Genomic DNA, 26,538 nt, shown 5'->3' on the forward strand with positions numbered 1-26,538 from the left:
CGGAGGCTTACTCTGCTCCCTCCTCGCGGCAGAGAAGTTTGGTAAAGACGCCGGTGCAGATCGTGCGCTTTCCGAACCCCTCGGCGCGGATACGGGTGTAAAGCACCCGGTCTTCAACCGAAACATCCAGCCCGTCGCGCACCATCGAAAAGCAATCGGACGGGCTGAGCTTGCACGCGACAAGGGCGATGGCGGCGATCGGGTCACCCTGCTGACCGATATCCTCGGTCGCGATCCGGTGCTGAAGCTCTGCCCGCAGCATGTCGTCAAAGGCGGCTTCACCGGGTTTCGTCAGCCACGCCGCACCCGCCGCGAGGACGATCAGCAGAACCACCCATTTGAACATACGACACCTCCACCGACAGATTGCCGATGGTTATGCCTGCGGGGCCGATCACTGTCGAGCCCCGCCAGAAGCCGCTAACGCAGGTCAGAGCGCGATGCGGAACCGTGCAAAGCCGTCCGGCCCGTCACCCGCCGGTTCTATCTTCACGGCCTTGACGTCACCGATATGATCGGCCGCCTTTGGTCCGGTGTCGAACAGCACGCTCGTCCCCGGCAGGGCCTTGAAATGCCAGTTTGAATCGGCCGCCGGGTTGATCGTGCCCTGTTCAACGATATAGCGCACGATGATGTCGCGGTTGGTGTCTGGCCCCTCGAAGATGGTCGTGTCGCCTTTTGCCCCCGGGAAATCTCCGCCGCCCGAGGCGCGGTAGTTATTTGTGGCAATGACGAACTCGGCCGCCGGATCGACCGGTTTGCCGTCATACATCAGGTTGACGATGCGGCTGGCATCGGGGTTCAGATTCTCGCCCTTGGGCCCGTATTTCGAGGGCTGAGAGATGTCGATCTCATAGGTGACACCGTCAATCACATCGAAATTGTAGGACGGGAATTCAGCGTTCAGCAGGACCTGATCAGCCTCGCCCGACACCACCTGATTGAAGATGCCGGCCGAGCGTTCCAGCCAGTCCTTGAGTTGCGCGCCCGTCACCTTCACCGCGCGGATCGTGTTGGGGTAAAGGTAGAGGTCGGCCACGTTCTTGATCGCCACGTCGCCGGGTGCCACATCTGTGTAATAGTCCGGGCCTCCGCGCCCGCCAGCCTTGAACGGCGCCGCCGCCGAGAGGATCGGCAGGCCCTCATGCGCGGTGCCCTTCATCATCTCCTCAATATACCATTTCTGGGCGATGGAGACGATCTGCACCGAAGGGTCATCGGCCACGAGCGCAAAGTAGGAATGCAGCGGGGCCGAGGTCTTGCCCACCGCACGACGGATATAGCCGAGCGTCTCGTCATGTTCCTTTTGCACCGATGCCAATACACCCGGCACGCTTTCGACCAGCGCCGTGACGGACCGGTCCTCATTCCGCTTGGAAATCGGCCGGGCTTCGGTCGTAAAGCTGATCACCCGCCATTCATTGCCGTCGCGTTCCAGGAGAAGGTCGATCAAGCCCATATGCGAGCCCCAGAACCCGGCCATCACGGCCGGCTTGCCGGACAGCGTTCCGGACGTAATGTCGACTTCGGCCATTCCCTCAAACGCTGGTGAGGGAAAGACGAGGTGGTTGTGCCCTGTGAGAAGCGCGTCGATACCGGCAACGCGTGCAAGCGGCACGGAGGCGTTCTCCATTCCATCGCTGTGTTCAGCGGAACCTATACCAGAATGGCTGAGCGCAATGATGATGTCGCAGCCCTCCTCACGCATCTGCGGCACCCAAGCCTCGGCGGCACTGACGATGTCACGCGTTTCCACCTTTCCTTCAAGGTGACGGCGATCCCAGGTTATGATCTGCGGCGGCACGAAACCGATCAGGCCGACGCGGATCGGGTGCACGGTCCCAGTGCCGTCGGTGACTTCGCGGTCGAGGATGATGTATGGCTTCAGTAGCGTTTCATCTTCGCGCGGTGTCGCACCGAGCGTCTTCGCGACATTGGCCGAGACTACTGGGAAGTTGGCTCCTGCGAGGGTCTTCGTCAGGAAGTCGAGCCCGTAATTGAATTCGTGGTTGCCAAGCGTCGATGCATCGAACCCAAGCGTGTTCATCGCTTGGATGATCGGATGCATGTCGCCCTCCTTCATCCCCCGCTCATAAGCGATATAGTCGCCCATCGGATTGCCCTGCAGGAAGTCGCCGTTGTCGACGAGCATGGAGTTTGTCGCCTCGGCCCGGATCCCCTCGATGATCGCGGCCGTGCGGGCAAGGCCCACGGTGTCGATCGCCTTGTCGGAGTAATAGTCGTAGGGGAAGACATGAACGTGGATGTCGGTCGTCTCCATGATCCGCAGATGCGCCTGATTGGCGGCGGCAAAGGCGGAATAGGGATGCAGCGCGATCAAAGACACTCCGGCAGTCGTCCCGGCGAGGAAGCCCCGGCGGGATAGGGTCGATGGGTTAGTGGTTGTCACGGGAACCTCCCTTGGTGTGATGATCAGGGATCACGCCAAGGTACCACTACTTTGCTCAGATTCTAACCGGAGATATTCCATTGGGTCACCAAATAAGAGATAAATCAGTATTACTTTCTACCAATAGTTGTTCAATGGAGGCAATTGAGGCGCATTGATCCGTTTGCACGCGCCTTTCCGTCATGCCACATCTGATCCTGCATGAGGAGAGACGTATGCGCGACGCGGAAACAGTAACTTTCGGTGGATCGGGTCTGGATCGTGCTGCCTGGCTTCGGGGCAATCCCGAGGAACTGGCTATGCGCAGGAGAGACGGATCCGCATGCGTCCTGCCGATCTGGCGCGGCAAACCTTTGTTCGCGGGGCATTCAGCAGCATGGGTGGCGCCAGGCCATTCGGTTCTAGAAACGGCTGCAGAAACGCCGGTCTTTCTCGGACTTGACGAGGGGCAGGCGCGTTTCGCCGCCGACATCTCGGCATGGGAGCCCGAGACCGGCGACACACCGCCTGCGGGTGTCTTCTTCGATCCGACCGAACAACGCCACCCCGCCTTGCCGGATGACCACCGGTTCGCAGAGCTGCGCGGTGTGATGGCGGACCTCACGCCGCGCGATGCCGAACTGGTGGCGACCGCGAAGGCGATCCTTGGCTGGCACCGCAGCCACCGCTTCTGCTCGGCCTGCGGACAACCGAGCGCGGTTGCCGACGGTGGATGGCAACGCCGATGCGCGGCCTGCGGGACATTCCATTTCCCGCGCACAGACCCGGTGGTGATCATGCTTATCACGCATGGGAACAAGACGTTGCTCGGCCGTTCGCCGGGTTGGCCGGAAGGCATGTATTCCTGCCTCGCCGGGTTCGTCGAACCGGGGGAGCCGCTTGAGGCGGCGGTGCGTCGCGAAGTAGCAGAGGAGACCGGCATCAGGGTCGGCCCAGTCCGCTATCTCGCCAGTCAGCCGTGGCCCTATCCGTCATCGCTGATGATCGGCTGCGCGGGTGAAGCGGTGACGGAAGAGATCACCATCGACCCGCATGAGATCGAGGATGCGATCTGGGTCAGCAGGGAGGATGTCGCACTGGCACTATCCGGGGAACACCCGACGATCCGGCGGCCGCGCAACGGTGCCATCGCGGGTTTTCTGCTTGCCAACTGGGTTGCGGACCGGCTGGATTGACGCCAATAGTCGGCGCGGGAAATGGGGAGAGTTGAGACGTGAAGTTTTCCACCAAGGAAGACGTCGAGGTGCCCGCGGAAAAGGTCTTTGATTTCTTATCCGATTTCACAGCGTTCGAACGGGCGGCGGTGCGGCGTGGTGCCGAAGTCACGCGGGTGGACCGGATTGCCGAGGTCGGACCGGGCCTGACCTGGAGCGTCCGCTTTCCCATGCGCGGAAAGATGCGGCGGCTCCTGTGCGAGCTTGACCGTTTTGACCGGCCAGCGGCCCTGAATGTCAACGCCGAAAGCACTGGTTTCAACATGGTGCTATCTGTCGGGCTGGTCGCCCTGTCTCCCAAGCGGACCCGTTTGACCGTGGATGCTGAAATTAAGCCGCGTACCCTGGCGGCGCGACTGATGCTGCAATCTGTGCGGCTGAACAAGGCGGGCTTTAGCCGCCGGTTCGAAGCGCGCGTGCAGAAATTTGCCGCTGACGTCGAGCTCAGGCATCTGGGGCACGGGGTATCCTGAAAAGCGAGCCCTTTGCGCGGAGGGATAGCCTGCATGATTGCCAAAGCGCGCCCTATCAGGGCCACATTCATGGTCAAAATCGCAGCAATACGTTCGAGATTTACGGTATTGTAAGAAAACCCCGCACAATACAGGCGGGACAGAAGGAGAGGATGATGGATCGTCGTTCACTCATGACCGGGGCCCTTGCGGCGGCAGCTTTTGGTGGAAGGGCCGCACCTGTCGCGGCGCTGACCAGGGCCGAGATCGTCCTGCCACCCGCACCGATCGCCGGGCTGAAGATTGCGCCCGAACTTTACCCGACCGTGGTGCGCGTGAAACGCAGCTTCGAACCCGGTTCGATCCACGTGATATCGTCCCAGCATTTCCTCTACTACATTGTCCAGCCACGCACCGCGATCCGCTATGGTGTGGCTGTCGGCAAGGCAGAGCTTGTCTATCGTGGTGAGGCGGTGGTCGGACGCAAGGTCGAATGGCCAAGCTGGAAGCCCACGCCAGAAATGATCGAACGCAATCCGGCGGCCTATGAGAAATATGCCGACGGTATGCCCGGCGGGCCGAAGAATCCGCTCGGCGCGCGGGCGCTCTACCTTTACCATGACGACATCGACACGGCGATCCGCATCCATGGCACGACCGAACCGAACTCCATCGGGCGTTCCGTCTCGAACGGCTGCCTGAGGATGGTCAATGATCATGTGATCGACCTTTACAACCGCGTGGAACTCGGCGCACCGGTCACGGTCTACTGACCCTTTCGGAGCACAGCACAGGGCGCTATGAGGGGCCATGGCCCTGACCCTGACCTCCCTTCAGCAAATCGCTGCGTTCACCTTTGACGCGGTGATCGACGTGCGCGCGCCGTCCGAATTCGCGGAGGATCATCTGCCGGGCGCGATTAACCTGCCGGTGCTGGACGATGCGGAACGGGCTCATGTGGGCACGGTCTACAAGCAGCAATCGCCCTTCCTCGCCCGCAAGATCGGCGCGGCACTGGTGGCGCGCAATGCCGCCAAGCATCTGGAAGGACCGCTGGCCGATCTGCCGGGGGGCTGGCGACCGCTGGTCTATTGCTGGCGGGGCGGGCAAAGGTCGGGGTCCTTCGCGTCGATCCTGTCGCAGGTGGGCTGGCGGGTGGAACTGGTTGAAGGGGGCTACAAAAGCTGGCGGCGGCTCGTGGTGGCGGAACTGCAGGATCAGCCGGTCCGGTCGCCGCTCGTGGTGCTGGACGGCAATACCGGCTCGGCCAAGACGGAACTGCTCGGGCTGCTTGGCGATCATGGGGTCCAGACCATCGACCTGGAAGCGCTCGCCAATCATCGCGGCTCGCTCTTCGGCGATATGCCGGGTGGCCAGCCCGCGCAGAAGGGGTTTGAGGGGCAGCTTGCCGTGGCGCTTGCGACCCTCGATCCGGCGCGGCCGGTGGTGGTGGAAGCGGAAAGTTCGCGGGTTGGCAATATCGTCTTGCCGAAGCAGCTTTGGGCCGCGATGTGCGCCGCGCCCCGGATCCGCGTCGCGGCCCCGCTGGAGGCGCGCGCCGACTACCTCGCCCGCGCCTATGCCGATGTGACCGGGGACCGGGACCGGCTGAAAGCGGTCGTTGCGCGGCTGAAGCCGCTGCATCCGGCTGAGCGGATCGAGGCATGGCTTGCCCTTGCCGAGAGGGATGATTTTGTCGGACTGGCGCGGGACCTGATGGCGGCCCATTACGACCCGCGCTATGAAAAGCACCGCGCCCGGTTCGCGCCGGAGCGCGAGGCGGTGATCGAGACCGCCGACCTCGCGGCAGCAACGCTCGACCCGGTTGCCGCCCGTATCGCGGACGCGGTGCGCGCGCTCACCACGGCCCGCTGACCAGCGCCGTCTCGGGGGGCATCGAGCCCCCCTCACCGGGCGTCGCGTTCCGCGCCGCAGCCTCCGGCGTGAGTATTTTCGCAAAGAAGAAGGTGGTGGGCGTGTTCAGTCCTCGACCGTGAGGAAAGGCGGGCCCTCCAGCACCTCACCGATGATCGCCGCCGCCTCGCCCGCTGCATGGAGCCGCCGGACAAGATCCATGGCGCTATCCGCGGGAACTGCGGCCAAAAGCCCGCCCGCAGTCTGGGGGTCAAAGAGCAGATCGGCGCGCGGGCTTTCGGTCAGGAACATCCGAGCCATGACCGCCCGGTTCGCGGGAAGAAGCGTGGAGCCATGGCCGGCCGCTGCGAGCGCCTCGACACCCGGCAGGACGGGCACATGCGAGAGCGATATGCGTGCCGCGGTGCCGGACGCCTCCATCATGGTCATCAGGTGTCCGGCAAGGCCGAACCCCGTAATGTCGGTCATTGCTCCCGCCGCAGGCGCAAGAATGCGCGCCGCCGCGCCCTGCGGGCGGGTCATGGAGGCGAGCGCCCCGGCAACCACATCGCCCGGCGCGGCGCGGGCCATCTCGGCGGCGAGGATCACACCGGTGCCGATCGGCTTGGTCAGGATCAGCCAGTCGCCCGGCCGGGCTTCGGCCTGCGTAACAGCGCCGCCGGCGGTGAGCCCGGTGACCGTGAACCCCACGGTCAGTTCGGCCCCGAGGCTGGTATGCCCACCCACCACGTCCGCGCCTTCGGCCCCGAAGGTCTCGGCGGCGGCCGTCATGATTTCGCGCAGGGTATCGGCCTGCATCCGGGGCGACATACGGGGCAGGATCACCTGCGCCAGCGCCGCCTGCGGACGCGCGCCCATCGACCAGACGTCGCCCATGGCATGGACCGCTGTGATTTTCGCCAGAAGGTAAGGGTCTTCAGTGAAGGCGCGGACATGATCGGTCGTCAGGACCTGCTGGTCCTTGCCATGCACCAGCACAGCCGCGTCGTCCCCCGGACCCGACAGAACATCGGGCCGCACCGGCCTCGGCAGACCCGCGAGAGCCGCACGCAGATCGGCCTGCCCGACCTTGGCGCCGCAGCCGCCGCAAAGGGGCTTGCCCTTGCCAAGCTCGTCCCGCACCCCGGCAGCAACGCGTTCGGGCAAGGGCGGTGTTTCCATGACGGGCAATTCGTGGAACTTCTCCATGAACTTCCGGTCGATCCGATCCTTCCAGCGCCAGAGCAAGGCGCTGTCGAGCGGCAGGCCCCACTTGTCGGCGACCGCGCCCCTGAACCCGGTGGAAATGAGCTTGAGATAGTCGCGCTGTGGCCGATAGGCCTGCATACTCCCGCGCCCGGTCAGGGCAACTTCGAGATTGTGCGCAAGCACCGGCGCCTGCCGCACGGCGAAAACCCCGGCTTTGGGGCGTGGTGCGAACCCCATCTGGGCGATGTCGCCACAAGCGAAAATCGCCGGATCGGTCAGGCTTTGCAGGGTCGGACCGATCTGAATGAACCCGTTTTCAAGCGCGAGCCCGGTATCGGCAAGCCAGCCCCCAGCCCGCGCCGCAGCCGTGCCGATCACAAAATCCGCGCGCACCAGATGGCCATCAGCCAGCCGCACGCCACCGCGCTCGACGCTTGTCGCTGCCATACCCTCGATCAACGAAATGCGCGCCCGCGTCATGTGCGCCCGGAGCGCCCGGTTTGCCCCCGCCCCGATCGCGGGCAAAGCCCTCGCCTGTTCGATCACGCTGATCGTGGCCGCCTCACCCAGACGGTGGCGGGCGGCAAGCGCCAGTTCCACTCCAGCGACGCCGCCACCGATCACCGCGACCGATCGTGTCGTATCGCGCTTTGCGTGACCGGCGACGAACTCCTCCCACCGGTCAGCGAAGGCATCGAGCGGCTTGGCCGGAACCGCATGATCGGCAAAGCCGGGAAGGCCGGGCATCTCTGACGTGATGCCAACGTCGATAGACGCGATGTCATAGGCAATGTCAGGCCGACCCGGCACGGTGATGCGGCGGGCCGCAAGATCGATACCCGTCGCCCGGCCGAGGATCAGCCGTGCCCCCGCGTGGCGGGCAAGTTTGACAAGGTCGATCTGCAATTCGTCGCGCGCGTAATGCCCGGCGATATGGCCGGGCAGCATGCCGGAATAGGCCGCCGTCGGGAGGGGATTGATCAGTGTCAGCCGCACACCCGACACAGGCCGCATCCCCCACATGCGCAAGACGAGCGCATGTGTGTGACCGCCGCCAATCAGGACGAGGTCGCGGGTGAACGGGATCTGCACCTGCATCGGGCCTCCTTCGGCCTATCCCTAGCGCGGACGCGCGCATTTGGCGATGCCCGGACTTTCGCATCGGCGGGGATGCGGCTATTCATCGCCCCCATGGTCCGGAAAGGGAGCTGAGGATGCGCGTCTATATCACCGGGGTCGCCGGCTTTATCGGCTTCCACCTTGCCGACCTTCTCCTTGACGAAGGCATCCGAGTCCACGGCATGGACGGGATGACCGATTATTACGACGTCAATCTGAAGCGGGGCCGCCTTGCGGTTCTTAACCAGAAACCGGGTTTCGGCTTCACCGAATGTATGCTGGAGGACAGCCCCACCCTTGCCGCCGACATGGCCGCCTTCAAACCGGATATTGTCGTCCATCTCGCGGCGCAGGCAGGCGTCCGCTACAGCCTGGAAGCGCCGCGCAGTTACCTGTCTTCGAATATCGAGGGCACGTTCAACGTGATGGAGGCGTCGCGCGATCTGGGGGTCAAACACCTGCTGCTTGCTTCCACCTCATCGGTTTTCGGCGCCAATACCGAGATGCCATACCGCGAGACTGACAAGGTCGACACGCAGGTCTCGCTCTATGCCGCGACCAAGAAAGCGACTGAGGCGCTGAGCCATTCCTGGGCGCATCTTTACAACCTGCCCACGACCTGTTTCCGTTTCTTCACGGTCTATGGCCCGTGGGGGCGCCCGGACATGGCGCCTTTCAAGTTCACCAAGGCGATCCTCGCCGGCGAACCCATCGATGTCTACGGCCACGGCGAGATGTTCCGCGATTTTACCTATGTGACCGACCTTGTACGCGGGGTCCGGCTGTTGATGGACGCCGTGCCGGAACGGCCGTCATCCGCCGAGGCGATAGAGACGGGCGACAGCCTTTCGCCGGTCGCACCCTGGCGGGTCGTCAATATCGGCAATGGCGAGAAGGTCGCACTTGGCGATTTCATCACGGCGATCGAAGCGGCAACGGGCAAGGTCGCGAAGCGCAATCTGATGGAGATGCAGAAGGGCGATGTGCGCGCAACCTGGGCCGACAATTCGCTCCTGCGCCGCCTGACCGGTTACCGGCCCCAAACGGATATCCGCACCGGCATGCAAAGCTTCGTCGACTGGTACCGCGACTATTATCGTCTTTGATCCTTTGGGGGAGATTCTCCCTTGACGGGCGGCGGGGGCTGGCATAGCTACACCGCCGGTGTGGCGAGGTAGCTCAGCTGGTTAGAGCACACGACTCATAATCGTGGGGTCGGGAGTTCAAGTCTCCCCCTCGCCACCACATTTCCTCCATGCGAAAACTCGGCACAAACGGCAGGTAACATTGTCGGTTAAGGCGGGCTTACACCCACCTAAAGATCAGGTTGGGCTTTTGCCGTCTTCCAGTACCTTCCGCGCCACCCGGAAACATTCCAGCGCCTGTGGCACGCCACAATAGATGCCGACGACATGGATGATCGCGCGGATCTCGTCCTGAGTGACGCCGTTGTTGATTGCGCCACGGCAATGAATCTCCCATTCGTGCATCTTGCCGAGGGCGCCGATCATCGCCAGGTTCATCATCGACCGGGTCTTTGCGGGGATGACATCGTCGCCCCAGCCGAAGCCCCAGCACCAGGCGGTCATCGCCTCCTGAAACGGGCGCGTGAAATCGTCGGCGGCGGCAAGATTTTTCTCAACGTATTCAGCGCCGAGTGTCGCCTTGCGCTGCTCCAGCCCCTTCAGGAACAGGTCTTCATCGAATGTGCTCATCGTTCTCTCCGGTCAGTTCAAAGGTGACATTAGCGGGAAATGTCCGGAGCGCCACGGGGGTTGGCATTTGCCCGTCATCCGTTCGCATGTGGGACCGACGAAACCAACCTCGCACCCATTCTTGCGTTGCAGATGCGGCTTTCGTTGTCAGACCTTCTTGCGGGCCCGGAGCGCGGCCTGAATCGTACCGTCGTCGAGGTAATCGAGTTCACCGCCAATCGGCACGCCTTGAGCGAGCGACGTGACCGCGACACCGCTGCCTTCCAGCATCTCGGCGATGTAGTGGGCCGTGGTCTGCCCGTCGACGGTGGCATTCAGCGCGAGGATGACCTCGGTGACGTCAGTGTCGCGGATTCGGGTCAGGAGTTTCGGGATGCCGAGTTCTTCGGGACCCACGGCATCAAGTGCCGAAAGGGTACCGCCAAGCACGTGGTACCGCCCCTTGAACGCCTGTCCCCGTTCCATGGCCCAGAGATCGGCCACATCCTCCACCACGCAGATCTCACCCGTCGCGCGGCGATCATCGCGGCAGATGTCGCAGATATCGGCCGTGCCGATATTGCCGCAGGTCGCGCATTCCCGCGCGGTGGCGGCCACCTCGGCCATGACCTGCGCCAGCGGTGCCATAACCTTTCCGCGCTTCTTGATCAGGTGCAGCACCGCCCGCCGCGCCGAGCGGGGGCCGAGGCCCGGCAGCCGGGCCATCAGCTCGATCAGCGCCTCGATATCGCGGGTCGCGTCGGACAAGGGTGCCTCAGAACGGCAGTTTCATGTCGGCGGGCAGGCCGAGGCTCTCATAAAGCCGCTTCATCTCGTCCTGGCTGCGGTCGGTGGCCTTCTTCTGCGCGTCCTTGATCGCCGCGACGATCAGGTCTTCGACAACTTCCTTCTGGGTCGGATCAAAGATCGATGGGTTGATATCCAACGCCTTCAACTCACCCTTGGCCGAGCAGGTTGCAGTGACCAGTCCTGCACCGCTTTCGCCGACGACGTTGATGTTATTGAGGCCCTCCTGAAGCTCGGCCATCTTGCCCTGCATCTCCTGCGCGGCTTTCATCATCTTGGACATATCGCCAAGGCCACCAAGCCCACCCAAACCTTTAAGCATCTTTCTCTCCTTAACCTTCCTCGAACGGGTCCCATTCGTCCTCGACCTCGGGCAGCGCTTCTGCCTGGGCTTCGGCCTGAACCTCGTCCGGGGTTCTGATAGCGGTGATATGGGCCTTGGGGAAGGCCGCGAAAACCGCCTGCACCAAGGGATTTTCCTTTGCCTTCTCGCGGGCCGCGTCTTCGCGGGCGTTCCGCGCCTCGACGATGGTCTTTGCACCGCCTTCGGACACCACCGAGACACCCCAGCGCACGCCGGTCCAGCTTTGCAGGCGCTGGGCGAGCGTGGCCGCAAGATCGCGCGGCGCATCGGCGGTCGGTTCAAACTCGATCCGGCCCGGAGCGTAGTGAACAAGGCGGATATGGCTTTCCACCTCCAGAAGCAGCTTCACATCGCGGTTGGCGCGGATAAGTTCGACTACGGCGGGGAAGCTCGCGTAACGGGAGAGCGCCACTTCCGGATCGCGGGCGAGCGCGGTGGCCGTGCCGTTGCCGGTTGGGCTGGCCGTCACCTGCGCGCGCGGCGCGGCATAGGTCACCCCGCCACCGGGCGTGGGGCCACGTCCGGTCGGTGAGGGGGCGGAAGGACCGGGGCCTTCGACCATGCGGCGCATGAGTTGTTCAGGGTCGGGCAGGTCGGCGACATGGGTCATGCGGATGACCGCCATTTCGGCCGCCATCATGGCGTTCGGGGCGGCCGCGACCTCTTCCAGCGCCTTCAGCAGCATCTGCCACATGCGTGTCAGCACCCGCATCGGCAAGGCGTCGGCCATTTGAAGCCCGCGCGCGCGTTCTTCGGGCGGAACAGTCGGGTCGTCGGCGGCCTCGGGCGTGATCTTGATGACAGAAACCCAATGGGTGATCTCTGCCAGATCGCGCAGGACCGCCATCGGGTCGGCGCCGTCGCTGTACTGCCCGCCGATTTCGTTCAAAGCCCCAGCTGCATCGCCCTTGAGGATCAGATCGAAAAGGTCGAGCACCCGACCACGATCAGCGAGTCCCAGCATGGCGCGGACCTGATCGGCGGTGGTTTCCCCTGCGCCATGGCTGATTGCCTGATCGAGAAGCGAGGTCGCGTCGCGGGCGGAACCCTCGGCCGCGCGGGTGATCAGCGCCAGCGCATCGTCGGTGATCTCGGCCTTCTCAGCCGTCGCGATCTTTTTCAGAAGTGCGATCATCACTTCGGGCTCGATCCGGCGCAGGTCGAAGCGCTGGCAGCGTGACAGGACCGTGACCGGCACCTTGCGGATCTCGGTCGTGGCGAAGATGAACTTCACATGGGCGGGGGGTTCCTCAAGCGTCTTCAGAAGCGCGTTGAACGCGCTTGTCGACAGCATGTGGACCTCGTCGATGATGTAGATCTTGTAGCGCGCCGAGGCGGCCCGGTAATGGACGCTTTCGATAATCTCGCGGATATCGCCGACGCCGGTGCGGCTGGCCGCGTCCATCTCCATCACATCGACATGGCGGCCCTCCATGATCGCCACGCAATGCTCGCACTTGCCGCAGGGATCGGTGGTAGGCCCGCCTGCACCGTCCGGCCCGACGCAGTTCATGCCCTTTGCGATGATCCGGGCGGTCGTGGTTTTACCCGTCCCCCGGATGCCGGTCATGATGAAGGCCTGCGCGATCCGATCAGCGGCGAAGGCGTTCTTCAGCGTACGAACCATCGCCTCCTGGCCGACCAGGTCGGCGAAGGTTTCAGGGCGGTATTTACGGGCGAGGACCTGGTAGCGGGTCCCTGTCTCTTCACTCATCGGTCTTCCCGGGATTCGTATCGGGTGAAGACTAGGCGGGTGCGTGGCTGCCGTCCACCCGAAGGCTGACGCGACCCGGATCGAACGCGGATTGCCCCAATCGCACATTAACGACCGGGTTTTCGTCGCGATTGGATCAGTCTCCGCTGAAAAAACGGCACAAGACTGGCCGAAAGTCTTGGCTGAAAGGTCCGCGATATGCACCCGCCGGTTTTTGACGCACTCCTGACTGCGCTTGCCGATATCTACCGCGTCGAAGGACGGGATGCGGCAGAGCGGACGGCGCATGCCCTGACGACAACACCCGCGCCCGAGGCCTTCGCGCTTCAGGAGCCCTGTGCACTCGACGCCCTGATGCGTGACCTGCTTGCGACCGCGGAGCTTCCGGCCGCAAAGGCCATCCTTGCCGCACAGCACCTGATCCCCTGGGGCACAAATCCCGTGGCCGACCGGATGAGCGACGACGCCGCCGCGATCTGCGCTGTGACCACTCTCATGGGGCCGGAAGGGCCGATCCCGGCGCCGGACCTCCGCCTTGGCCTCTTCTACCAAAGCCCGAACAGCTACTATGCGCTGCACAATCATGATGCCGACGAGACCTATGTGATCCTAGCCGGTGAAGCGTTCTGGACCGCCGGAGAGGATCGCCGCATCCGTCGTCCGGGCGACATGATCCACCACCCAAGCCTGATGCCGCATGCCTTCCGCACCGGTCCCGAGGGGGTTCTGGCGCTCTGGCGCTGGTCGGGCGATGTGAACACCCATTCCTATGCCTTTCTGCCCGATCCCGAAGTGCAGGTTGCCTGACCGGGGCGCATTGCCCCCACTCGGGCACCGCGATAGGGTCCGCCCGTACTCCTCGGACGGACAGACATGCGTACCTACGCGATCGGCGACATTCATGGCCATCTCGACAAGCTGGAAGAGGCGCATCGGTGGATTGCCGAGGACCGGGCGCGGGTTGGCGACGCGGACGCGCCCGTGGTGCATATTGGCGATCTTGTTGATCGCGGACCCAACAGCCGGGGCGTTGTCCACTATCTGATGCGGGGGCATGAGGCCGGGAAGCCGTGGGTCACGCTCAAGGGCAATCACGACCGGATGTTCACTGGCTTCATGGCCGATCCCGACAGCCACGACCCCGGCCTCAGGGCAGAGCTGCACTGGATTCACCCCCGTCTTGGCGGCGAAACGACGCTGGCCTCCTACGGGGTCGAGCGGGCAGGCGAACGTCTGCTGCACGACCTGCACGAAGAGGCGTCTTCGAAGGTGCCCGAGGCGCATATGACCTTTCTGCGGGGTCTGCCGACGTCCTTTGCCCGGGGAGGAGTGCTTTTCGTTCATGCCGGTATCCGGCCGGGTGTTCCGCTTGCTGCGCAGAGCGAGGACGATCTTCTGTGGATCCGGCGCGATTTTCATGATTTTCGTGGCGATCATGGGCACCTGGTCGTTCATGGCCATACGCCGGTCGATGCCGTCACCCACTACGGCAACCGTCTGAACATCGACAGCGGAGCAGGTTATGGCCATGCCCTGTCGACGGTGGTGGTTGAGGATGGCAAAGTCTGGCTGCTCGATGGGTTCGGACGGGAAGCGATCCGCCCCAACACGGCATGACTCCGAGGCATTACAATCCCCCCAGAACCGACCAGGGTCGGTTTCTGTGAAGCCGCGAAAGCTCTTCGCGCCGATCACGGCCTACAGTCATCCGCGCGTTGTCCGCCATGTCATCACCGATCCGCGCTGGACGTTGCCGGATCTGACCATGGCGATCTTTGCCGATCTGCATGTCTGCGATCCGTGGACATCGCTTGCCGCACTTCGGCGTATGGTCAGTCAGGTAAATGGACTCGGAGCAGACCTTATCCTTCTGCCGGGCGATTTCATCGTCGACAGGAAGCTGCCCGCGCGCTTTGTCGAGGCGGAACAGATTGTTGCAGAGCTTGCGTCGCTTTCCGCCCCGCTCGGGGTCTTCGCGGTTCTGGGAAACCATGACTGGTGGGATTGCAGGCTGGCGCGGCAAAGCCGTTTTGCCCGCAACTCGGTGGCCCAGGCGCTTGAGACGAGCCCGATCAGCCATCTGGCCAACCGGTCTTGCGAAATCGCCCATGGCAGCGGCAGCTTCTGGCTGGCTGGGATGGACAGCCAGGGCGCCCGTAAACACCTGCACCTGCCGGGGTTTCATGATCCCGAGGCCGCATTTGCCGATGTACCCGAGGGTGCGGCCGCAATCCTGATGGCGCATGAACCTGACTATTTCGCCGAAGGTGATGCTCGCGCATTTCTTCAGATCTCCGGCCACACTCATGGCGGGCAGGCAAACCTCTTCGGCTGGCGGCCAATGACACCGTCGCGCTATGGCGGGCGTTATGCCTATGGTCATATCCAGGAGGGCGATCGGCATCTGATCGTGTCGGGCGGGATCGGGTATTCCGGTCTTCCCTTGCGGATTTTACAGCCGCCCGAAATCACACTAGTCATGCTGCGCCGCGGCATCTAACATCCACCCAACATCCATGGAGGGCTGACATGAACGACGACATCGTGATTCTTTCCGGCGCACGCACGGCGATCGGGACCTTTGGAGGAAGTCTGGCGGGCATGGCCCCCATCGACATCGCCACCGTGGCTGCCAAGGCGGCCCTGGAGCGCGCCGGGGTCGAGGGTGAAAAGATCAGCCATGTCGCCTTTGGTCATGTCATCAATACCGAACCGCGCGACATGTATCTGAGCCGCGTTGCTGCGATGCAGGCCGGTGTGCCGAACGGCACGCCCGCGATGAACGTGAACCGGCTCTGCGGGTCGGGCGTGCAGGCCATCGTCTCTTGCGTGCAATCGCTGGCCCTGGGTGACGCCGATTTCGCCCTTGCCGGCGGGGCAGAGAACATGAGCCGCTCTCCTTACGCGTTGCAGGCCGCCCGCTGGGGCCAGAAGATGGGCGACACCAAGGCGCTGGACATGATGACCGGGGCGCTGACCTGCCCGTTCGGAACCGGCCATATGGGCGTGACGGCGGAGAACGTCGCGGCGGAGCACGACATCAGCCGGGAGGCACAAGACGCCTTCGCAATGGAAAGCCAGGAGCGGGCCGCGAAGGCGATCGCTGAAGGCCGGTTCAAGGATCAGATCGCGCCGGTGGAGATCGCCTCGCGCAAGGGCACCGTGGTTTTCGACACCGACGAGCATCCGAAGGCCACGAGCCTCGAAGCGCTTGGCGGGTTGAAAACCGTGTTCAAGAAGGACGGCACGGTGACGGCAGGCAATGCGAGCGGCATCAATGATGGCGCGGGCGCGGTTGTGCTCGCCCGTGCCGATGCGGCGGCAAAGGCGGGTTTGAAACCCCGCGCCCGGGTTCTGGGTTATGCCCATGCCGGGGTGCGGCCGGAAGTTATGGGGATCGGCCCGGTTCCGGCAGTCGAGGCCCTTCTAAAGCGCACCGGCCTGTCGGTCGGTGATTTCGACGTGATCGAATCGAACGAAGCCTTCGCGGCGCAGGCTCTGGCGGTTACGAAGGGGCTCGGCTTCGATCCGGCCAAGGTGAACCCCAATGGCGGCGCGGTGGCGCTTGGCCATCCGATCGGTGCGACAGGCGCGATTATCACCATCAAGGCGATGTACGAACTGGAGCGCATCGGCGGCAAGAAGGCGCTGATCACCATGTGTATCGGGGGCGGTCAGGGCATCGCGCTGGCCATCGAGCGGGTCTGACGGGCGCCGTCTCTGGGGGCATCGAGCCCCCACTCGCCGGGGCCGCGCGGTTCGCGAGGCCTGCCTCCGGTGGGGAGTTTTCGCACTGAAAAAAGATCAGGGACGAAGCGTCACCGTGGAGGTGGCGCTTTTTCCGTTCGCGTCGATGACCGAGAGGCTGAGGTAGCCCTGTCCGGGATCGCGCAGCGCGGTTTCGCGGGCGCGGTCGGCGAGGATCAGCGGTGCGCCATTGGCGAGCCAGGTGAAGGGCGGCGTGCCGCCCCGGACCTTGAGCGCGAGCGCCGGACCGGCTTCCACTTCGGCGCCGTCGGGCGGGAAGGCGATTTCGGGGGCGTCGGCGGCGGTTGCGAACGCGGCCCCCCGCGGGCGGAACTGTTGCAGCGGTTGCGGCAGCCGGGCGGTGGGCAGGATCAGTGTCGCGGGCGGCGGCGCGGGCAGCGGATCGGTCGCGGGCTTCAACCTTGCGAAGGCGTCGAAGAGGATCGGAGCCGCCAGGTCGCCGCCGAAGGCGCCGGGGACCGAGGCACCATCGGCCCGACCCATCCAGACGCCCGCCACATGCGCCCCGTCGAAACCCAGAGCCCAGGCGTCGCGGTGGCCATAGCTTGTGCCGGTCTTGTAGGCGATCCGGTGGGCGGGCGCGCCCGCGGGCGGGGGGAGCCCGGCGAGAATATCGGAGGTGAGCCAGGCTGCTTCGGGCCCAAAGAGGCGCTGGCCTGTCGCTTCGGGCGCATCAGAAATTGTACGAAGCCGGATCGGCTCGCCGAGCCGAGCAAGCGCGGCATAGGCCTGAACGAGGTCTTCGAGAGTAATCCCCACGCCGCCGAGCGCGACGGCAAGGCCGGGCTGCCCGCCGGGCAGGTCCGGATGCCCGCCTGACTGGCACAAGGCGCTAAGAAGCCGGGTCGGACCGATCGCCTCGGTCAGGCTAACCACGGGGATGTTCAGTGACAATTGCAGCGCCTCGCGCGCGGTGATCGTGCCCCGGAACTGCCGGTCGAAATTCTGCGGGGCATAGGTGCCGAAGGCGATGGGTCGGTCCTCGATCAGGGTTTCGGGATGGGCGAGGCCTTCGTCGAAGGCCAGCGCATAGACAAAGGGTTTCAGGGTTGAGCCGGGGGACCGCACCGCACGGGTCATGTCGATGAAGCCCGCCCGTTTGTCGTTCGTCCAGTCCGGCGAGCCGACGGAGGCGAGGATCTCGCCCGTGCGATGATCGGCGACGAGAAGCGCGAGCGAAGCACGCGCGAACGAGGAGCGGGCGCTGCGGGCGGCCAGCGCCTCAAGGCTTTGTTGCAAGCGGGCGTCGATCGTGGTTTCGATGCGGTGGGTTTTTGGCATCTCACGCCTGAGGCGTTCGGCGAGATGTGGCGCAAGTGCAGGGAATGTCAGGCGGATGTCTGGCACGGGTTCGGTCAAAGCGGCGGCCCGGCGGTCTGGTCCAATCGCACCGTCGGCGACCATCCGGTCGAGGACACGGGTGCGGGCCTCGGAAGCCGCGTTCCGGTAGCGGTCGGGGCGGCGTGTTTCGGGCGATTGAGGCAGGGCTACCAGCAGAGCTGCCTCGGCGGGGGTCAGGCGGCGCGGTTCCTTGCCGAAATATGAGAGTGTGGCCGCGCGGATGCCTTCGAGGTTACCGCCATAGGGTGCGAGGCGAAGATAGAGGCCAAGGATGTCCTCCTTGGTCAGCCGCCGTTCCAGTGCCAGCGCAACACGGATCTGGCGCAGCTTGCCCTCCAGCCTGCCGGTGCCGCTTTCCTCCAGCAGCCGCGCCACCTGCATGGTCAGGGTCGAGCCGCCCGAAACCACGCGGCCATTCCACGCGGCCTGCAGGCCCGCCCGCAGCATCGCAATGGGATCGACACCGGGATGGTCGTAGAACCTTTTGTCCTCATAGGCGATCAGCATGGCAACAAAACCCGGATCGACCGGGCCGGGATCGAGCCGCCAGCGGCCGTCGGCCACGGTAAAGGCGCGCAGAAGCGTGCCGTCGCGGGCGACAACCTCGGTCCCGGTCTCGACGGTCAGGAGTGGCAGGTCGGTACGGTCGATCCATTGATCAACCGCGTCCCGTGCCAGCCCGGTCGTAAAAAGAAGACCGGCCAGCAGGAAGGCCGCGTGGCGTTTCACTCCGTCACCGCAACCTGCCCGACCGCCGTCCGTGCCCGGTAATCGGGTCGGTACATATCCTCGACGCTCGCCGCCGGGTGGCGGAACGTGCCGGGAGTGATGGCGCGCAGGATATAGGCCAGCCGGAAGGGCCGGTCCGATCCCCAGTCAACGGCGGCAAGGAACCGTTCCTGCCGGAACTCGGTCATCCGCGTATCCGCCGTCTCCAGCCAGTCGAGCGCCGCGATATCGCCCGCGCGCAGAAGCGAGGGGTTGTCGATCTCGAACCCGGCGGGCAATGGATCGTTGACCATCAGCCGCGCCTCGCTGCCGTCATGCGGCGTGACCTCGATCACCGCGACAAGGCGGGTGCCTTGTTTGAGCGTCGCGATGTCGGCCGGTTCGCCATCGAGCGTGTAGTAGCTGCGCGCGATTGCATAGCCCTTGCCGCCCGCCGGTTCGGGTTCTGTCGGCACACCGAAGGTGGTCAGCGTGACGGTTGCGTCGCGGGCCGTGGTGTTGGTGATCACCTGCGGGATCGCCGTATCGGCGTCCAGCACCCGGACCATCGGACCGTCAACAGCAGCGCCATTGACGGTGAAGCCCTCTGCCCCCGCCCGGTCAATCAGCGCATTGGTGGCCAGAAGCGCCCAGCTCGCTTCCTGCGTGGACAGCCGTTGCCCCGCCATGACGGATGCAACGGTGTTGCCAAGCGTATCGGCATTCACGGCCTGCGATCCGGCCTCGGCCGCGAGCGTCAGCAGGGCGGTCGCGTCGCGAAGGTTGGTGCCATAGTCGGCCCGCCAGATCCGGTTTTCGTTGAAGCCGCGCCGGTTGAGCTGTTCGGCGGCCTGCGTGAACATTTGGTCGGCGCGCCGCTGATCGCCATAGGAGGCAAGTGCTGCCCCAAGCTGGGCCGAGGCGATCGGCGTATCGAAGGCCCCGGATTTGACATCGGCATAGTAGCGCAGATCGCCCATCGCCGCCGCCCCTTCGCGCGCCAGCACCATCAGCGCATAGGCATAGGCCCCGCCGCCCTCGTCGAAATCGGGGGCGTAGTTGAGTTGGTTGCGCAGGTTGTCGAGCGCATTGCGGAAGGCGGTGTCGGGCACAGCATAACCCTGCCCCTTCGCCCGGCTCAGGAAGTCGGTGACAAAGGCGTCAAGCCAGAGGTCACCGCTATCGGGATACCAGAGCCCGAACGAGCCGTTGGAGGACTGGTTGATCAGGATCTCCGCGATGCTCTCCTCCACCCGCTTGCGGATGTCGCTCGCCGGTGCGCTGCCCACGGCCGAGGCGACCTGTTCGAAGTATATGAGCGGCAGCGCCTTGGAGGTCAGTTGCTCGGTGCAGCCATAGGGATAGCGGTCGAGCGAGGCCAGAAGCCCCGGCGCATCGAAGCGGGCAATCGGTCCGGCGGCCAGAGTGGCGCGGCCGGAACCGGGCAGGAGGTCGGCGAAGACATTCTGATCCAGCGTGAAACTTTGACCGGCGGCCAGATCGAAACGGGTCTGGCGCGCGGTTTCGGGATCGTTGGCCTGAACCGGGATGGTCAGGTCCTTGACCAGTTGCTTGCCGTCGGGAGTCGTCAGCGCGACCCGGATCATGCCCAGACCCTCAGCCCCGCCTGCCGTGACCGGGACGGTGATCGCGGTCTTGCCCTTTTCGGCCAGATCGAGACCCGATGGCGCATTGCCAAGGCTCAGACCGGAGGCCGTCACATCAAGCCCCATGCGCCCGGCAGGACCGGCGGCATGGACGATTTCCAGCAGCATCCGCGCCTGATCGCCGGGTGCGAGGAAGCGGGGGACCGAGGCGGTGACGACCACCGGGTCGCGCACCAGCACATCACTTTCCGCCTGCCCGACCGCCTTGTCGGACCAGACCACGGCCATCAGCCGGACGGTGCCGTTGAAGCTCGGCAGGTCGAATTCCGTGCGCGCGTAGCCATCGGCGCCGATGGTCAGGGGCCCCGCGAAATAGGCGACCAGTTCCTCGGTCGGGGGCGGCGATTGCATCTTCATGCCCGCCGCCGCATCGCCGCCGGAGCGGACAGCGCCCATGGCACCGGTCTGACCGTCGATCAGCCGCCCGTAAAGATCGCGAATGCCAACGCCGAGTTTCTGCTGGCCGAAATAGTGACCCTCGGGGTCGGGGGATTGGAAACCGGTCAGATTGAGGATGCCGAGATCGATTGCGGCGATGGTGGCGAAGACCTCCGCCCCTTCGGGCGCATCGACCTTCAGCGCGACGGGCAATGGCCCGCGCGGATCGGCTTCCGCCGCGACCTCGAAGGCGGCGGATAGCCTGCGTGCGCCGGGATCGACCGGCGCGTAGGAGAGGCCCAGCGCCCGCGTCGGCGCCCGGCCGGCATCATCGTTCAGGGGCCGGATCACCGAGGCGGTGACATAGGCCCCCGCGCCCCAATCATCGGTGACCGGCAGTTCGATCACGTTCTCACCCGCCGTCACCGGGACGGCCTTCATGTCGACCAGACGGTTCGACAGGACCGTGACCAGCGCCACGCCGTCGCTGCGCGGTTCGATCCTGAGCCGCGCCGTGTCACCCGGCCGATAGGCGTCTTTGTCGAGTGCGACGGTCAGCGTATCAGGCGTTTCCGCAGCATCGGCGGGGACGTACCAGCCTGCGTAGAATTCGACAGATGAGGCGGTATGGGCGCCCTCCGCCGCCTCCACCACCAGTTCGTAATTGCCCCAGTCGACCGGGGCGGAAATGCCCACCGGCCCTTCGGGCGTCAGTCGCGCCTCGCCGCTTGCCACGCGGGAGCGGGTTGTCGTCACCTCCCAGTCCCAGTTGCCGTAGAGCGAATACCACTGATAGTTCCGTTCGATCCGGTTGATCGTCCAGGTGACATTGCGGGTGGCCGGTTCTTCATCCGGCCCGACCGCGATCAGGTTGAAACCGGCCTCGGCCCCCTGCGGCACTGTGCCATCCTCAAACAAGGGTTTGATGCCGATGACCGGGTCATCAGGCAGGATGCGCCGGGCGATGCTGCGTTCGACCGGACGGCCGGACCCTTCCTTGACCCGCACGGCGATGCTGGCCTCCAAGGGCCGGTTCGCGGCCTCGCCCAGATCGGGGAAGCTGACCGAGAGGACTGCGCTTCCATCGGCATCGGTCTGTGGCGCGTCCTCCAAGGCGTCGCGATGGGGCGAGAACGGCTCATCGTAGCGGTCAAAGATATAGCCGGGGAAGGCGTCGAGCGCGGTCAACGCCGTGATCCGCAGATCACCCTCGACATCCAGTTCCGCCCCCGGCGCGCCAAAGAGGTAGCGCGCCGCGACCGTCAGCGGCGGCTGGTCGGTCAGGCGCAGGGCACCTTCGGGCAGGGTCAGGTCAAAGTCGATGCGTTCGGGCAGGAAATCCTCGACAAGGAAGCTCTGTGAGGCGAGCAGCTTGCCCTCTTCGACAAAGCCCTCGATGCGCCATGTCCCATGCGGTGCGCTTCCGGCAAGCGGCAGATTGCCGACGAAACCGCCCGCGCCTGCGTGGTCGAGAAGCGCGCGTGAATATTCGACCCCGTCGGGGCGGATCAGCCGCGCGGTCATCGGCAGCCCGGCCAGCGCGTCGACCTTCTGGTCGCGGGCAAGGATGGTGGCGTTCACGGTTTCGCCCGCGCGGTAGGCGCCCCGGTCGGTCGAGAGGAAGACGTCGATAGGCGGGGCCGCCTCACGCCCCGCGACGCCGCGGTCTGAAAGGTCAAACTCGGCCTCGGTCAGAGGCAGAAAGGCCATATCCTCGCCCTTCTCGACCATCACCAAGGCCGGCGCGGCCCCGCCCGTTCCCGCGGTCAGCCCGGCATCGAACCGGGCATACCCCCCGGCATCCGTGGTCACCGTCCCGATTACCGCATTGGCGCGCGACAGCAGCGTGGCGGTCACGCCCTCGTTGGCGGAAGTGTCTGACAGGGCGCGGACAAAGACATGCAGCCCGTCCACGCCTTCCATCGCCGTCAGCCCAAGGTCGGAGATCACGAACCACTGCGTCGCGGCGGGATTGTCATAGGGGTCCTTGCCCGGAATGGCGGCCTGAAGCGCATAGATGCCGGGGCCGAGGTCGGACATGATCCCGTCAAGCGGCAGCAGCGTGGTCATGTCGCGGTTGACCTCTGACGTGACCTCGCCAGTCCCCTGCCACACTTCTTCGGCCACCTCGGATTTCAGGTTCTCGGCCGACCAATAGTCGAGCGGGCGGCCGAACATGCCGCCCTGAATCGCGCGGATCAGGTTGCGGTCGGAAAGGCGCAGAAGCGTGAGGTCGAGCGTATCGGCATTCACCGTCTCGACCGGGATGCCCTTCGCCCCCACGCGCGGCAGGACATAGGCGCGGCCGGGGAAGCGGACCGCAGGCGAGCGGTCGCGGATGTATTGGGTGATCTGGATATCCCTGGCCAGAACCTCACCCGAACCGGCGGGCAGCCCTTCGCGGAAAGTCAGCGTTGCCCTTGTGCCATGGGTAAAGCCGACGACACAGATCTGGCGTCCCGATACCTCCACTGACAGGCCCGCTTCGGGCAGTTTCACAAAGGGGGCGTAGTCGGTGCCGGACCGGACGAGGTCTTCGTTGAAGAAGGCACATATCCGTGGGCTGGCGCCGTCCGCCTCGACCTGCGTTTCGGAAATGCGGAACCCGTATTTGCCGATGGCGTCGTCTAGCATCGCCGCCGTGTCATCACGTGGCTGGACACTTTGCGCCAGTCGCAGGGCCGGAATCATGTCGCGACCCCGTTTCATCTTCTCCATCGCGCGGGCCAGGGTCACCAAGGCCGTGACCCTCAGGCCCGTATTGTCGGTCCGAAGATAGGCATTGATCGCGGCAGAGGCCGATTTGCGCGGGTTCTGCCGGACCTTGTCATTCGCATAGTCGCGCAGGTCCAGTTGCAGGTCGGCATAATCCGCCCATTGATCTGCGGCATCGGTGATGTTCAGCGCGGCGCCCAGCCGGTTTGCCGCGGCTTTCGTATTGCCGTTCCGGCGGGCGGTATCGGCTGCGGCGAGCAAATCTGCGGCAGTCGCACCACCTGACACATGTTCGGCGGCAAGATCGCGCGCCTGATCGTAGGCCGCCTGAAGGTCGTCCGGTGACAGAAAGCCAAGCTCCGCCGCCCGGACCTGAGCGCGCTCTGCGGCTCCGGGCGCGGCTTCCAGAATGTGGCCCGAGATCGCGCCGTCATAAGGCACCGGTTCCCCGGCACCGGATTTCGCGAAGCAGGAAGAGGCGCGGCGGTTATAGGTGAATGCCGTGCAGGCGTTGTCGGAAAGGCAAGCCGCGTGGCACGCATCAAAGCCAATGTCATAAAGCGCGCGCAGATCACCGCCCGGAAAATCCATATTCTCGACCAGAACCGCGCGGCGATCGGGGATCAGATCCTGCGCCGGCGCTTCACCAGCCACCAGAAGACTAGCCGCGAGGGCCGCTGTCACAAGGGCGCGCATCGAAATCTCCATTTCCGGTCAATGCTCTGATGCTGGCAGGCGGGGGCAGGATTCGCAAGTCAGGCGCTTCGGAAAGTCACGGCATTTAAGCGTTCCTTCACCCCCTTCCGCGATTGTCGAAAACGCGTGGGCATCATCCAGCGCGGACGGGCCGGAGACAGGATGTGAGCATAGCCGAGAAACTCGCCAAGGAACGGCGCGCGCGCCTTGCGGCCGAACGCCTGCTGGAACAGAAAAAGCGCGAGCTGTTCGCGGCCAATTCACAACTGTCGCTTCATGCGCGTCATTTGTCGGACCAGATTGTCGAACAGCGTCATGGACTGGAACAGGCCCGCTGCGAAGCCGAATCGCTCAAGGGGCAGAACAGCCAGGTCATGTGCGACCTGCGCCGCGCCACCGACGCGGCCGAGATCGCCGAACGGCGCCTGTGGGAAGCGGTTGAGACCATTCAGGACGGGTTCGCGGTCTTTGACACCGAGATGCGGCTTGTGGCGGCGAACGGGGCGTGGTTTGCGCTCTTCGATGGTCGGACGGATATCCAAACCGGCATCCACTACGACGTGATGATTGCAACACTGGCCGAGGCCGGGATCGTCGATCTGGATAACAGCGACATACACGACTGGCGTCACGAAATGACTGAACGGATCACCCGGGCCGAAATCCCGCCGAAGACGGTGCGGCTGACAGACGGCCGCTATATCCGTTTCATTGACCGGCATGGATCCGAGGGTGACATGGTTTCCATGGCGCTCGACATCACCGAGGCGGTGGACCGCGAGGCGGAACTGGAGGAAGCGAGGGCGAGGGCCGAGTCCGCGAACCGCGCGAAGTCGGCCTTTCTCGCCAATATGAGCCACGAAATCCGCACGCCGATGAATGGTGTCGTGGGCATGGCCGAACTGCTCATCGACACTGATCTGAACGAGGAGCAAAGGCTTTTTGCCGAGACGATCAAGTCATCGGGCGAGGCGCTTCTGACGATCATCAACGACGTACTCGATTACTCAAAGATCGAGGCGGAAAAGCTGAAGCTCTATCCCGAACCCTTCGATCTGGAACGCTGCCTGCACGAGGTGGTGCTGCTGCTGCAACCCTCGGCCCGGGACAAGGGGATCAAGCTGCTGGTCGATTTCGACCTCTTCCTGCCGACCCGTTATGTCGGCGATCCGGGGCGCATGCGGCAGATACTGACGAACCTTTTGGGCAATGCGGTCAAATTCACGTCCGAAGGGCATGTGCTGGCGCGTGTCGTCGGGCTGGAATTGCCTGACCGCCGGTTCGACCTGCATATCACGATCGAAGATACCGGAATCGGCATCCCGCCGGACTACATTGACCACATCTTCGGCGAGTTCAATCAGGTCGAGGAGCAGTCGAACCGCAAGTTCGAAGGGACCGGGCTGGGTTTGGCTATCACCCGTCAACTGGTGGAACTGATGGGCGGCACGATCTGGGTCGACAGCGAACCCGGTCAGGGATCGTGCTTTGGCTTTCGGGTGACCTTCGCCCCGGCCGAGCCGGTACAGGTCATTGACAAGCCCGATCGTCCGATCCTTTTAAAACGTGCGCTAATTGTCGATGATGTGCAGATCAACCGGGTGATCCTTGAACGCCAGCTTCAGACCTACGGGCTGGAGGTCACGATGTGCCGCAGCGGGGCCGAGGCGCTGCAGGCGGTGGCGGGTGGCGACGCGTTCGACGTGATCCTGACCGATCACGACATGCCGGAGCTGGAGGGGCCGGAATTGGCGGCCCGGCTTCGCACGGCCGGGATCGTATCGCCGATCCTGCTCCTGTCGTCGGATCCCGATGCGGCGGAGGGCGGAACCAGCGACATGGCAGCTGTCCTGCAAAAACCGATCCTGCGATCCGAGCTGTTCCGGGTACTTCAGGACCTGTCCTATCCCGGCCCAAAGGAGGCGTTCCTGCCACTTGATCCCGCCGCACCGCCCCCAACTTTGGGAGAGAAACGCCAGATGCGTGTGCTGGCGGCCGAAGACAATCGCACCAATCAGCTCGTTTTCCGCAAGATGGTGGCGGATTTCGACATCGACCTGCAATTCGCGAATGACGGACGCGAGGCGGTGGAGCAGTGGCGCAGCTTCCGACCAGATGTGGTTTTCATGGATATTTCAATGCCCGAAATGGATGGACGTGAGGCCAGCCGTACGATCCGGGCCATTGAAGTCGAGCGCGGATTGGTCCGCACACCCGTCGTCGCACTTACTGCCCATGCCATGGATGGTGATAGCGAGTCCATTCTCGCTGCCGGGATTGACCACTATCTGACCAAGCCACTCAAGAAAGCAGCGATTGCAGACAAAATCGGAGAACTATGTCCGGTCGAGGCGCGTCCACCGCTAGGCACGAGGCCCGCAGCGGGTGATACACGACACACGGTGTGACCCTGACGTGAGGTGGGAAC

The 26,538-nt window shown here is 64.4% G+C and carries 19 protein-coding genes and 1 tRNA gene; 11 read left to right on the top strand and 9 right to left on the bottom strand.

Going from position 1 to position 26,538, the window contains the following annotated elements; all coding sequences use genetic code 11:
- Positions 1–7: 7 nt before the first annotated feature.
- Together QKW60_RS18760 and QKW60_RS18765 are read right to left on the bottom strand one after the other, a co-directional pair.
- On the bottom strand, positions 8–346 hold the full coding sequence (locus QKW60_RS18760) for a hypothetical protein (RefSeq protein ID WP_282370968.1): 339 nt from the start codon (positions 344–346) through the stop codon (positions 8–10).
- Between the two features lie 84 nt (positions 347–430).
- Entirely contained in the window at positions 431–2,410 is a 1,980-nt protein-coding gene (locus QKW60_RS18765; RefSeq protein WP_282370970.1) for a bifunctional 2',3'-cyclic-nucleotide 2'-phosphodiesterase/3'-nucleotidase, read from the bottom strand.
- A 215-nt stretch (positions 2,411–2,625) separates the two neighbouring features.
- On the opposite strand from QKW60_RS18765, the gene nudC reads away from it, so the two are divergent.
- From nudC to mnmH, 4 genes are all read left to right on the top strand, one after another.
- Complete coding sequence (nudC, locus tag QKW60_RS18770) at positions 2,626–3,585, top strand: NAD(+) diphosphatase (RefSeq protein WP_282370971.1); 960 nt, start codon at positions 2,626–2,628, stop codon at positions 3,583–3,585.
- 38 nt (positions 3,586–3,623) lie between these two features.
- On the top strand, positions 3,624–4,097 hold the full coding sequence (locus QKW60_RS18775) for an SRPBCC family protein (protein WP_282370974.1): 474 nt from the start codon (positions 3,624–3,626) through the stop codon (positions 4,095–4,097).
- Between the two features lie 155 nt (positions 4,098–4,252).
- Positions 4,253–4,849: a L,D-transpeptidase gene (locus tag QKW60_RS18780; RefSeq protein WP_419762704.1), complete on the top strand. Its 597-nt coding sequence runs from the start codon at positions 4,253–4,255 to the stop codon at positions 4,847–4,849.
- A 37-nt stretch (positions 4,850–4,886) separates the two neighbouring features.
- The gene (gene mnmH, locus QKW60_RS18785) at positions 4,887–5,951 is read left to right on the top strand and encodes a tRNA 2-selenouridine(34) synthase MnmH (RefSeq protein ID WP_282370978.1); all 1,065 of its coding nucleotides are present in this window, start codon (positions 4,887–4,889) and stop codon (positions 5,949–5,951) included.
- Between the two features lie 105 nt (positions 5,952–6,056).
- Here mnmH and selD read toward each other — a convergent pair whose 3' ends face one another.
- The gene (gene selD / locus QKW60_RS18790) at positions 6,057–8,237 is read right to left on the bottom strand and encodes a selenide, water dikinase SelD (RefSeq protein WP_282370980.1); all 2,181 of its coding nucleotides are present in this window, start codon (positions 8,235–8,237) and stop codon (positions 6,057–6,059) included.
- A gap of 116 nt (positions 8,238–8,353) precedes the next feature.
- On the opposite strand from selD, the gene QKW60_RS18795 reads away from it, so the two are divergent.
- Together QKW60_RS18795 and QKW60_RS18800 are read left to right on the top strand one after the other, a co-directional pair.
- Positions 8,354–9,364, top strand: a complete 1,011-nt coding sequence (locus QKW60_RS18795) for an NAD-dependent epimerase/dehydratase family protein (RefSeq protein ID WP_282370982.1) — start codon at positions 8,354–8,356, stop codon at positions 9,362–9,364.
- Between the two features lie 62 nt (positions 9,365–9,426).
- A tRNA-Met gene (locus QKW60_RS18800) sits at positions 9,427–9,503 on the top strand.
- A gap of 77 nt (positions 9,504–9,580) precedes the next feature.
- On the opposite strand, the gene QKW60_RS18805 is transcribed toward QKW60_RS18800, so the two are convergent.
- From QKW60_RS18805 to QKW60_RS18820, 4 genes are all read right to left on the bottom strand, one after another.
- Positions 9,581–9,973, bottom strand: a complete 393-nt coding sequence (locus tag QKW60_RS18805; protein WP_282370984.1) for a carboxymuconolactone decarboxylase family protein — start codon at positions 9,971–9,973, stop codon at positions 9,581–9,583.
- Between the two features lie 147 nt (positions 9,974–10,120).
- Entirely contained in the window at positions 10,121–10,720 is a 600-nt protein-coding gene (gene recR, locus QKW60_RS18810) for a recombination mediator RecR (RefSeq protein ID WP_282370985.1), read from the bottom strand.
- A gap of 7 nt (positions 10,721–10,727) precedes the next feature.
- The gene (locus QKW60_RS18815) at positions 10,728–11,081 is read right to left on the bottom strand and encodes a YbaB/EbfC family nucleoid-associated protein (RefSeq protein WP_282370986.1); all 354 of its coding nucleotides are present in this window, start codon (positions 11,079–11,081) and stop codon (positions 10,728–10,730) included.
- Positions 11,082–11,091: 10 nt separating this feature from the next.
- On the bottom strand, positions 11,092–12,837 hold the full coding sequence (locus QKW60_RS18820) for a DNA polymerase III subunit gamma/tau (protein ID WP_282370987.1): 1,746 nt from the start codon (positions 12,835–12,837) through the stop codon (positions 11,092–11,094).
- A gap of 198 nt (positions 12,838–13,035) precedes the next feature.
- On the opposite strand from QKW60_RS18820, the gene QKW60_RS18825 reads away from it, so the two are divergent.
- The 4 genes from QKW60_RS18825 to QKW60_RS18840 all read left to right on the top strand — a co-directional run bounded on the left by QKW60_RS18825 (position 13,036) and on the right by QKW60_RS18840 (position 16,545).
- Positions 13,036–13,644 carry a dimethylsulfonioproprionate lyase family protein gene (locus QKW60_RS18825; protein ID WP_282370989.1) on the top strand — a complete coding sequence of 203 codons (609 nt, stop codon included), beginning with the start codon at positions 13,036–13,038 and terminating at the stop codon, positions 13,642–13,644.
- A gap of 66 nt (positions 13,645–13,710) precedes the next feature.
- Positions 13,711–14,454, top strand: coding sequence for a metallophosphoesterase (locus QKW60_RS18830; protein WP_282370991.1), 744 nt, complete (start codon positions 13,711–13,713; stop codon positions 14,452–14,454).
- A gap of 46 nt (positions 14,455–14,500) precedes the next feature.
- Positions 14,501–15,337 carry a metallophosphoesterase gene (locus tag QKW60_RS18835; protein ID WP_282370993.1) on the top strand — a complete coding sequence of 279 codons (837 nt, stop codon included), beginning with the start codon at positions 14,501–14,503 and terminating at the stop codon, positions 15,335–15,337.
- 29 nt (positions 15,338–15,366) lie between these two features.
- Positions 15,367–16,545, top strand: a complete 1,179-nt coding sequence (locus QKW60_RS18840) for an acetyl-CoA C-acyltransferase family protein (protein ID WP_282370995.1) — start codon at positions 15,367–15,369, stop codon at positions 16,543–16,545.
- A gap of 96 nt (positions 16,546–16,641) precedes the next feature.
- On the opposite strand, the gene pbpC is transcribed toward QKW60_RS18840, so the two are convergent.
- Both pbpC and QKW60_RS18850 read right to left on the bottom strand, forming a co-directional pair.
- Positions 16,642–18,675 (bottom strand): penicillin-binding protein 1C, encoded by a 2,034-nt coding sequence (gene pbpC / locus QKW60_RS18845; RefSeq protein WP_282370997.1) that lies wholly within the window; start codon positions 18,673–18,675, stop codon positions 16,642–16,644.
- A complete protein-coding gene (locus QKW60_RS18850) occupies positions 18,672–24,110 on the bottom strand; it encodes an alpha-2-macroglobulin family protein (protein ID WP_282370999.1) in 5,439 nt (1,812 codons plus the stop codon). The genes pbpC and QKW60_RS18850 overlap by 4 nt, the downstream gene beginning before the upstream one ends.
- 164 nt (positions 24,111–24,274) lie before the next feature.
- Here QKW60_RS18850 and QKW60_RS18855 point away from each other — a divergent pair, with 164 nt between their 5' ends.
- Positions 24,275–26,518 (top strand): response regulator, encoded by a 2,244-nt coding sequence (locus QKW60_RS18855; protein WP_282371001.1) that lies wholly within the window; start codon positions 24,275–24,277, stop codon positions 26,516–26,518.
- The last annotated feature ends 20 nt before the right edge of the window (positions 26,519–26,538 follow it).

It is taken from the genome of Albidovulum aestuarii, assembly GCF_029961185.1.
In the GTDB taxonomy this organism is placed as follows: domain Bacteria; phylum Pseudomonadota; class Alphaproteobacteria; order Rhodobacterales; family Rhodobacteraceae; genus Albidovulum; species Albidovulum aestuarii.

Coding starts and splice junctions, on each gene's coding strand:
- QKW60_RS18820 (WP_282370987.1), bottom strand. CDS start 12,837: ATGAGTGAAGAGACAGGGACCCGCTACCAGGTCCTCGCCCGTAAATAC.
- QKW60_RS18850 (WP_282370999.1), bottom strand. CDS start 24,110: ATGCGCGCCCTTGTGACAGCGGCCCTCGCGGCTAGTCTTCTGGTGGCT.
- selD (WP_282370980.1), bottom strand. CDS start 8,237: ATGCAGGTGCAGATCCCGTTCACCCGCGACCTCGTCCTGATTGGCGGC.
- QKW60_RS18760 (WP_282370968.1), bottom strand. CDS start 346: ATGTTCAAATGGGTGGTTCTGCTGATCGTCCTCGCGGCGGGTGCGGCG.
- QKW60_RS18815 (WP_282370986.1), bottom strand. CDS start 11,081: ATGCTTAAAGGTTTGGGTGGGCTTGGTGGCCTTGGCGATATGTCCAAG.
- mnmH (WP_282370978.1), top strand. CDS start 4,887: ATGGCCCTGACCCTGACCTCCCTTCAGCAAATCGCTGCGTTCACCTTT.
- QKW60_RS18825 (WP_282370989.1), top strand. CDS start 13,036: ATGCACCCGCCGGTTTTTGACGCACTCCTGACTGCGCTTGCCGATATC.
- nudC (WP_282370971.1), top strand. CDS start 2,626: ATGCGCGACGCGGAAACAGTAACTTTCGGTGGATCGGGTCTGGATCGT.
- QKW60_RS18830 (WP_282370991.1), top strand. CDS start 13,711: ATGCGTACCTACGCGATCGGCGACATTCATGGCCATCTCGACAAGCTG.
- QKW60_RS18805 (WP_282370984.1), bottom strand. CDS start 9,973: ATGAGCACATTCGATGAAGACCTGTTCCTGAAGGGGCTGGAGCAGCGC.
- QKW60_RS18840 (WP_282370995.1), top strand. CDS start 15,367: ATGAACGACGACATCGTGATTCTTTCCGGCGCACGCACGGCGATCGGG.
- QKW60_RS18780 (WP_419762704.1), top strand. CDS start 4,253: ATGGATCGTCGTTCACTCATGACCGGGGCCCTTGCGGCGGCAGCTTTT.
- QKW60_RS18795 (WP_282370982.1), top strand. CDS start 8,354: ATGCGCGTCTATATCACCGGGGTCGCCGGCTTTATCGGCTTCCACCTT.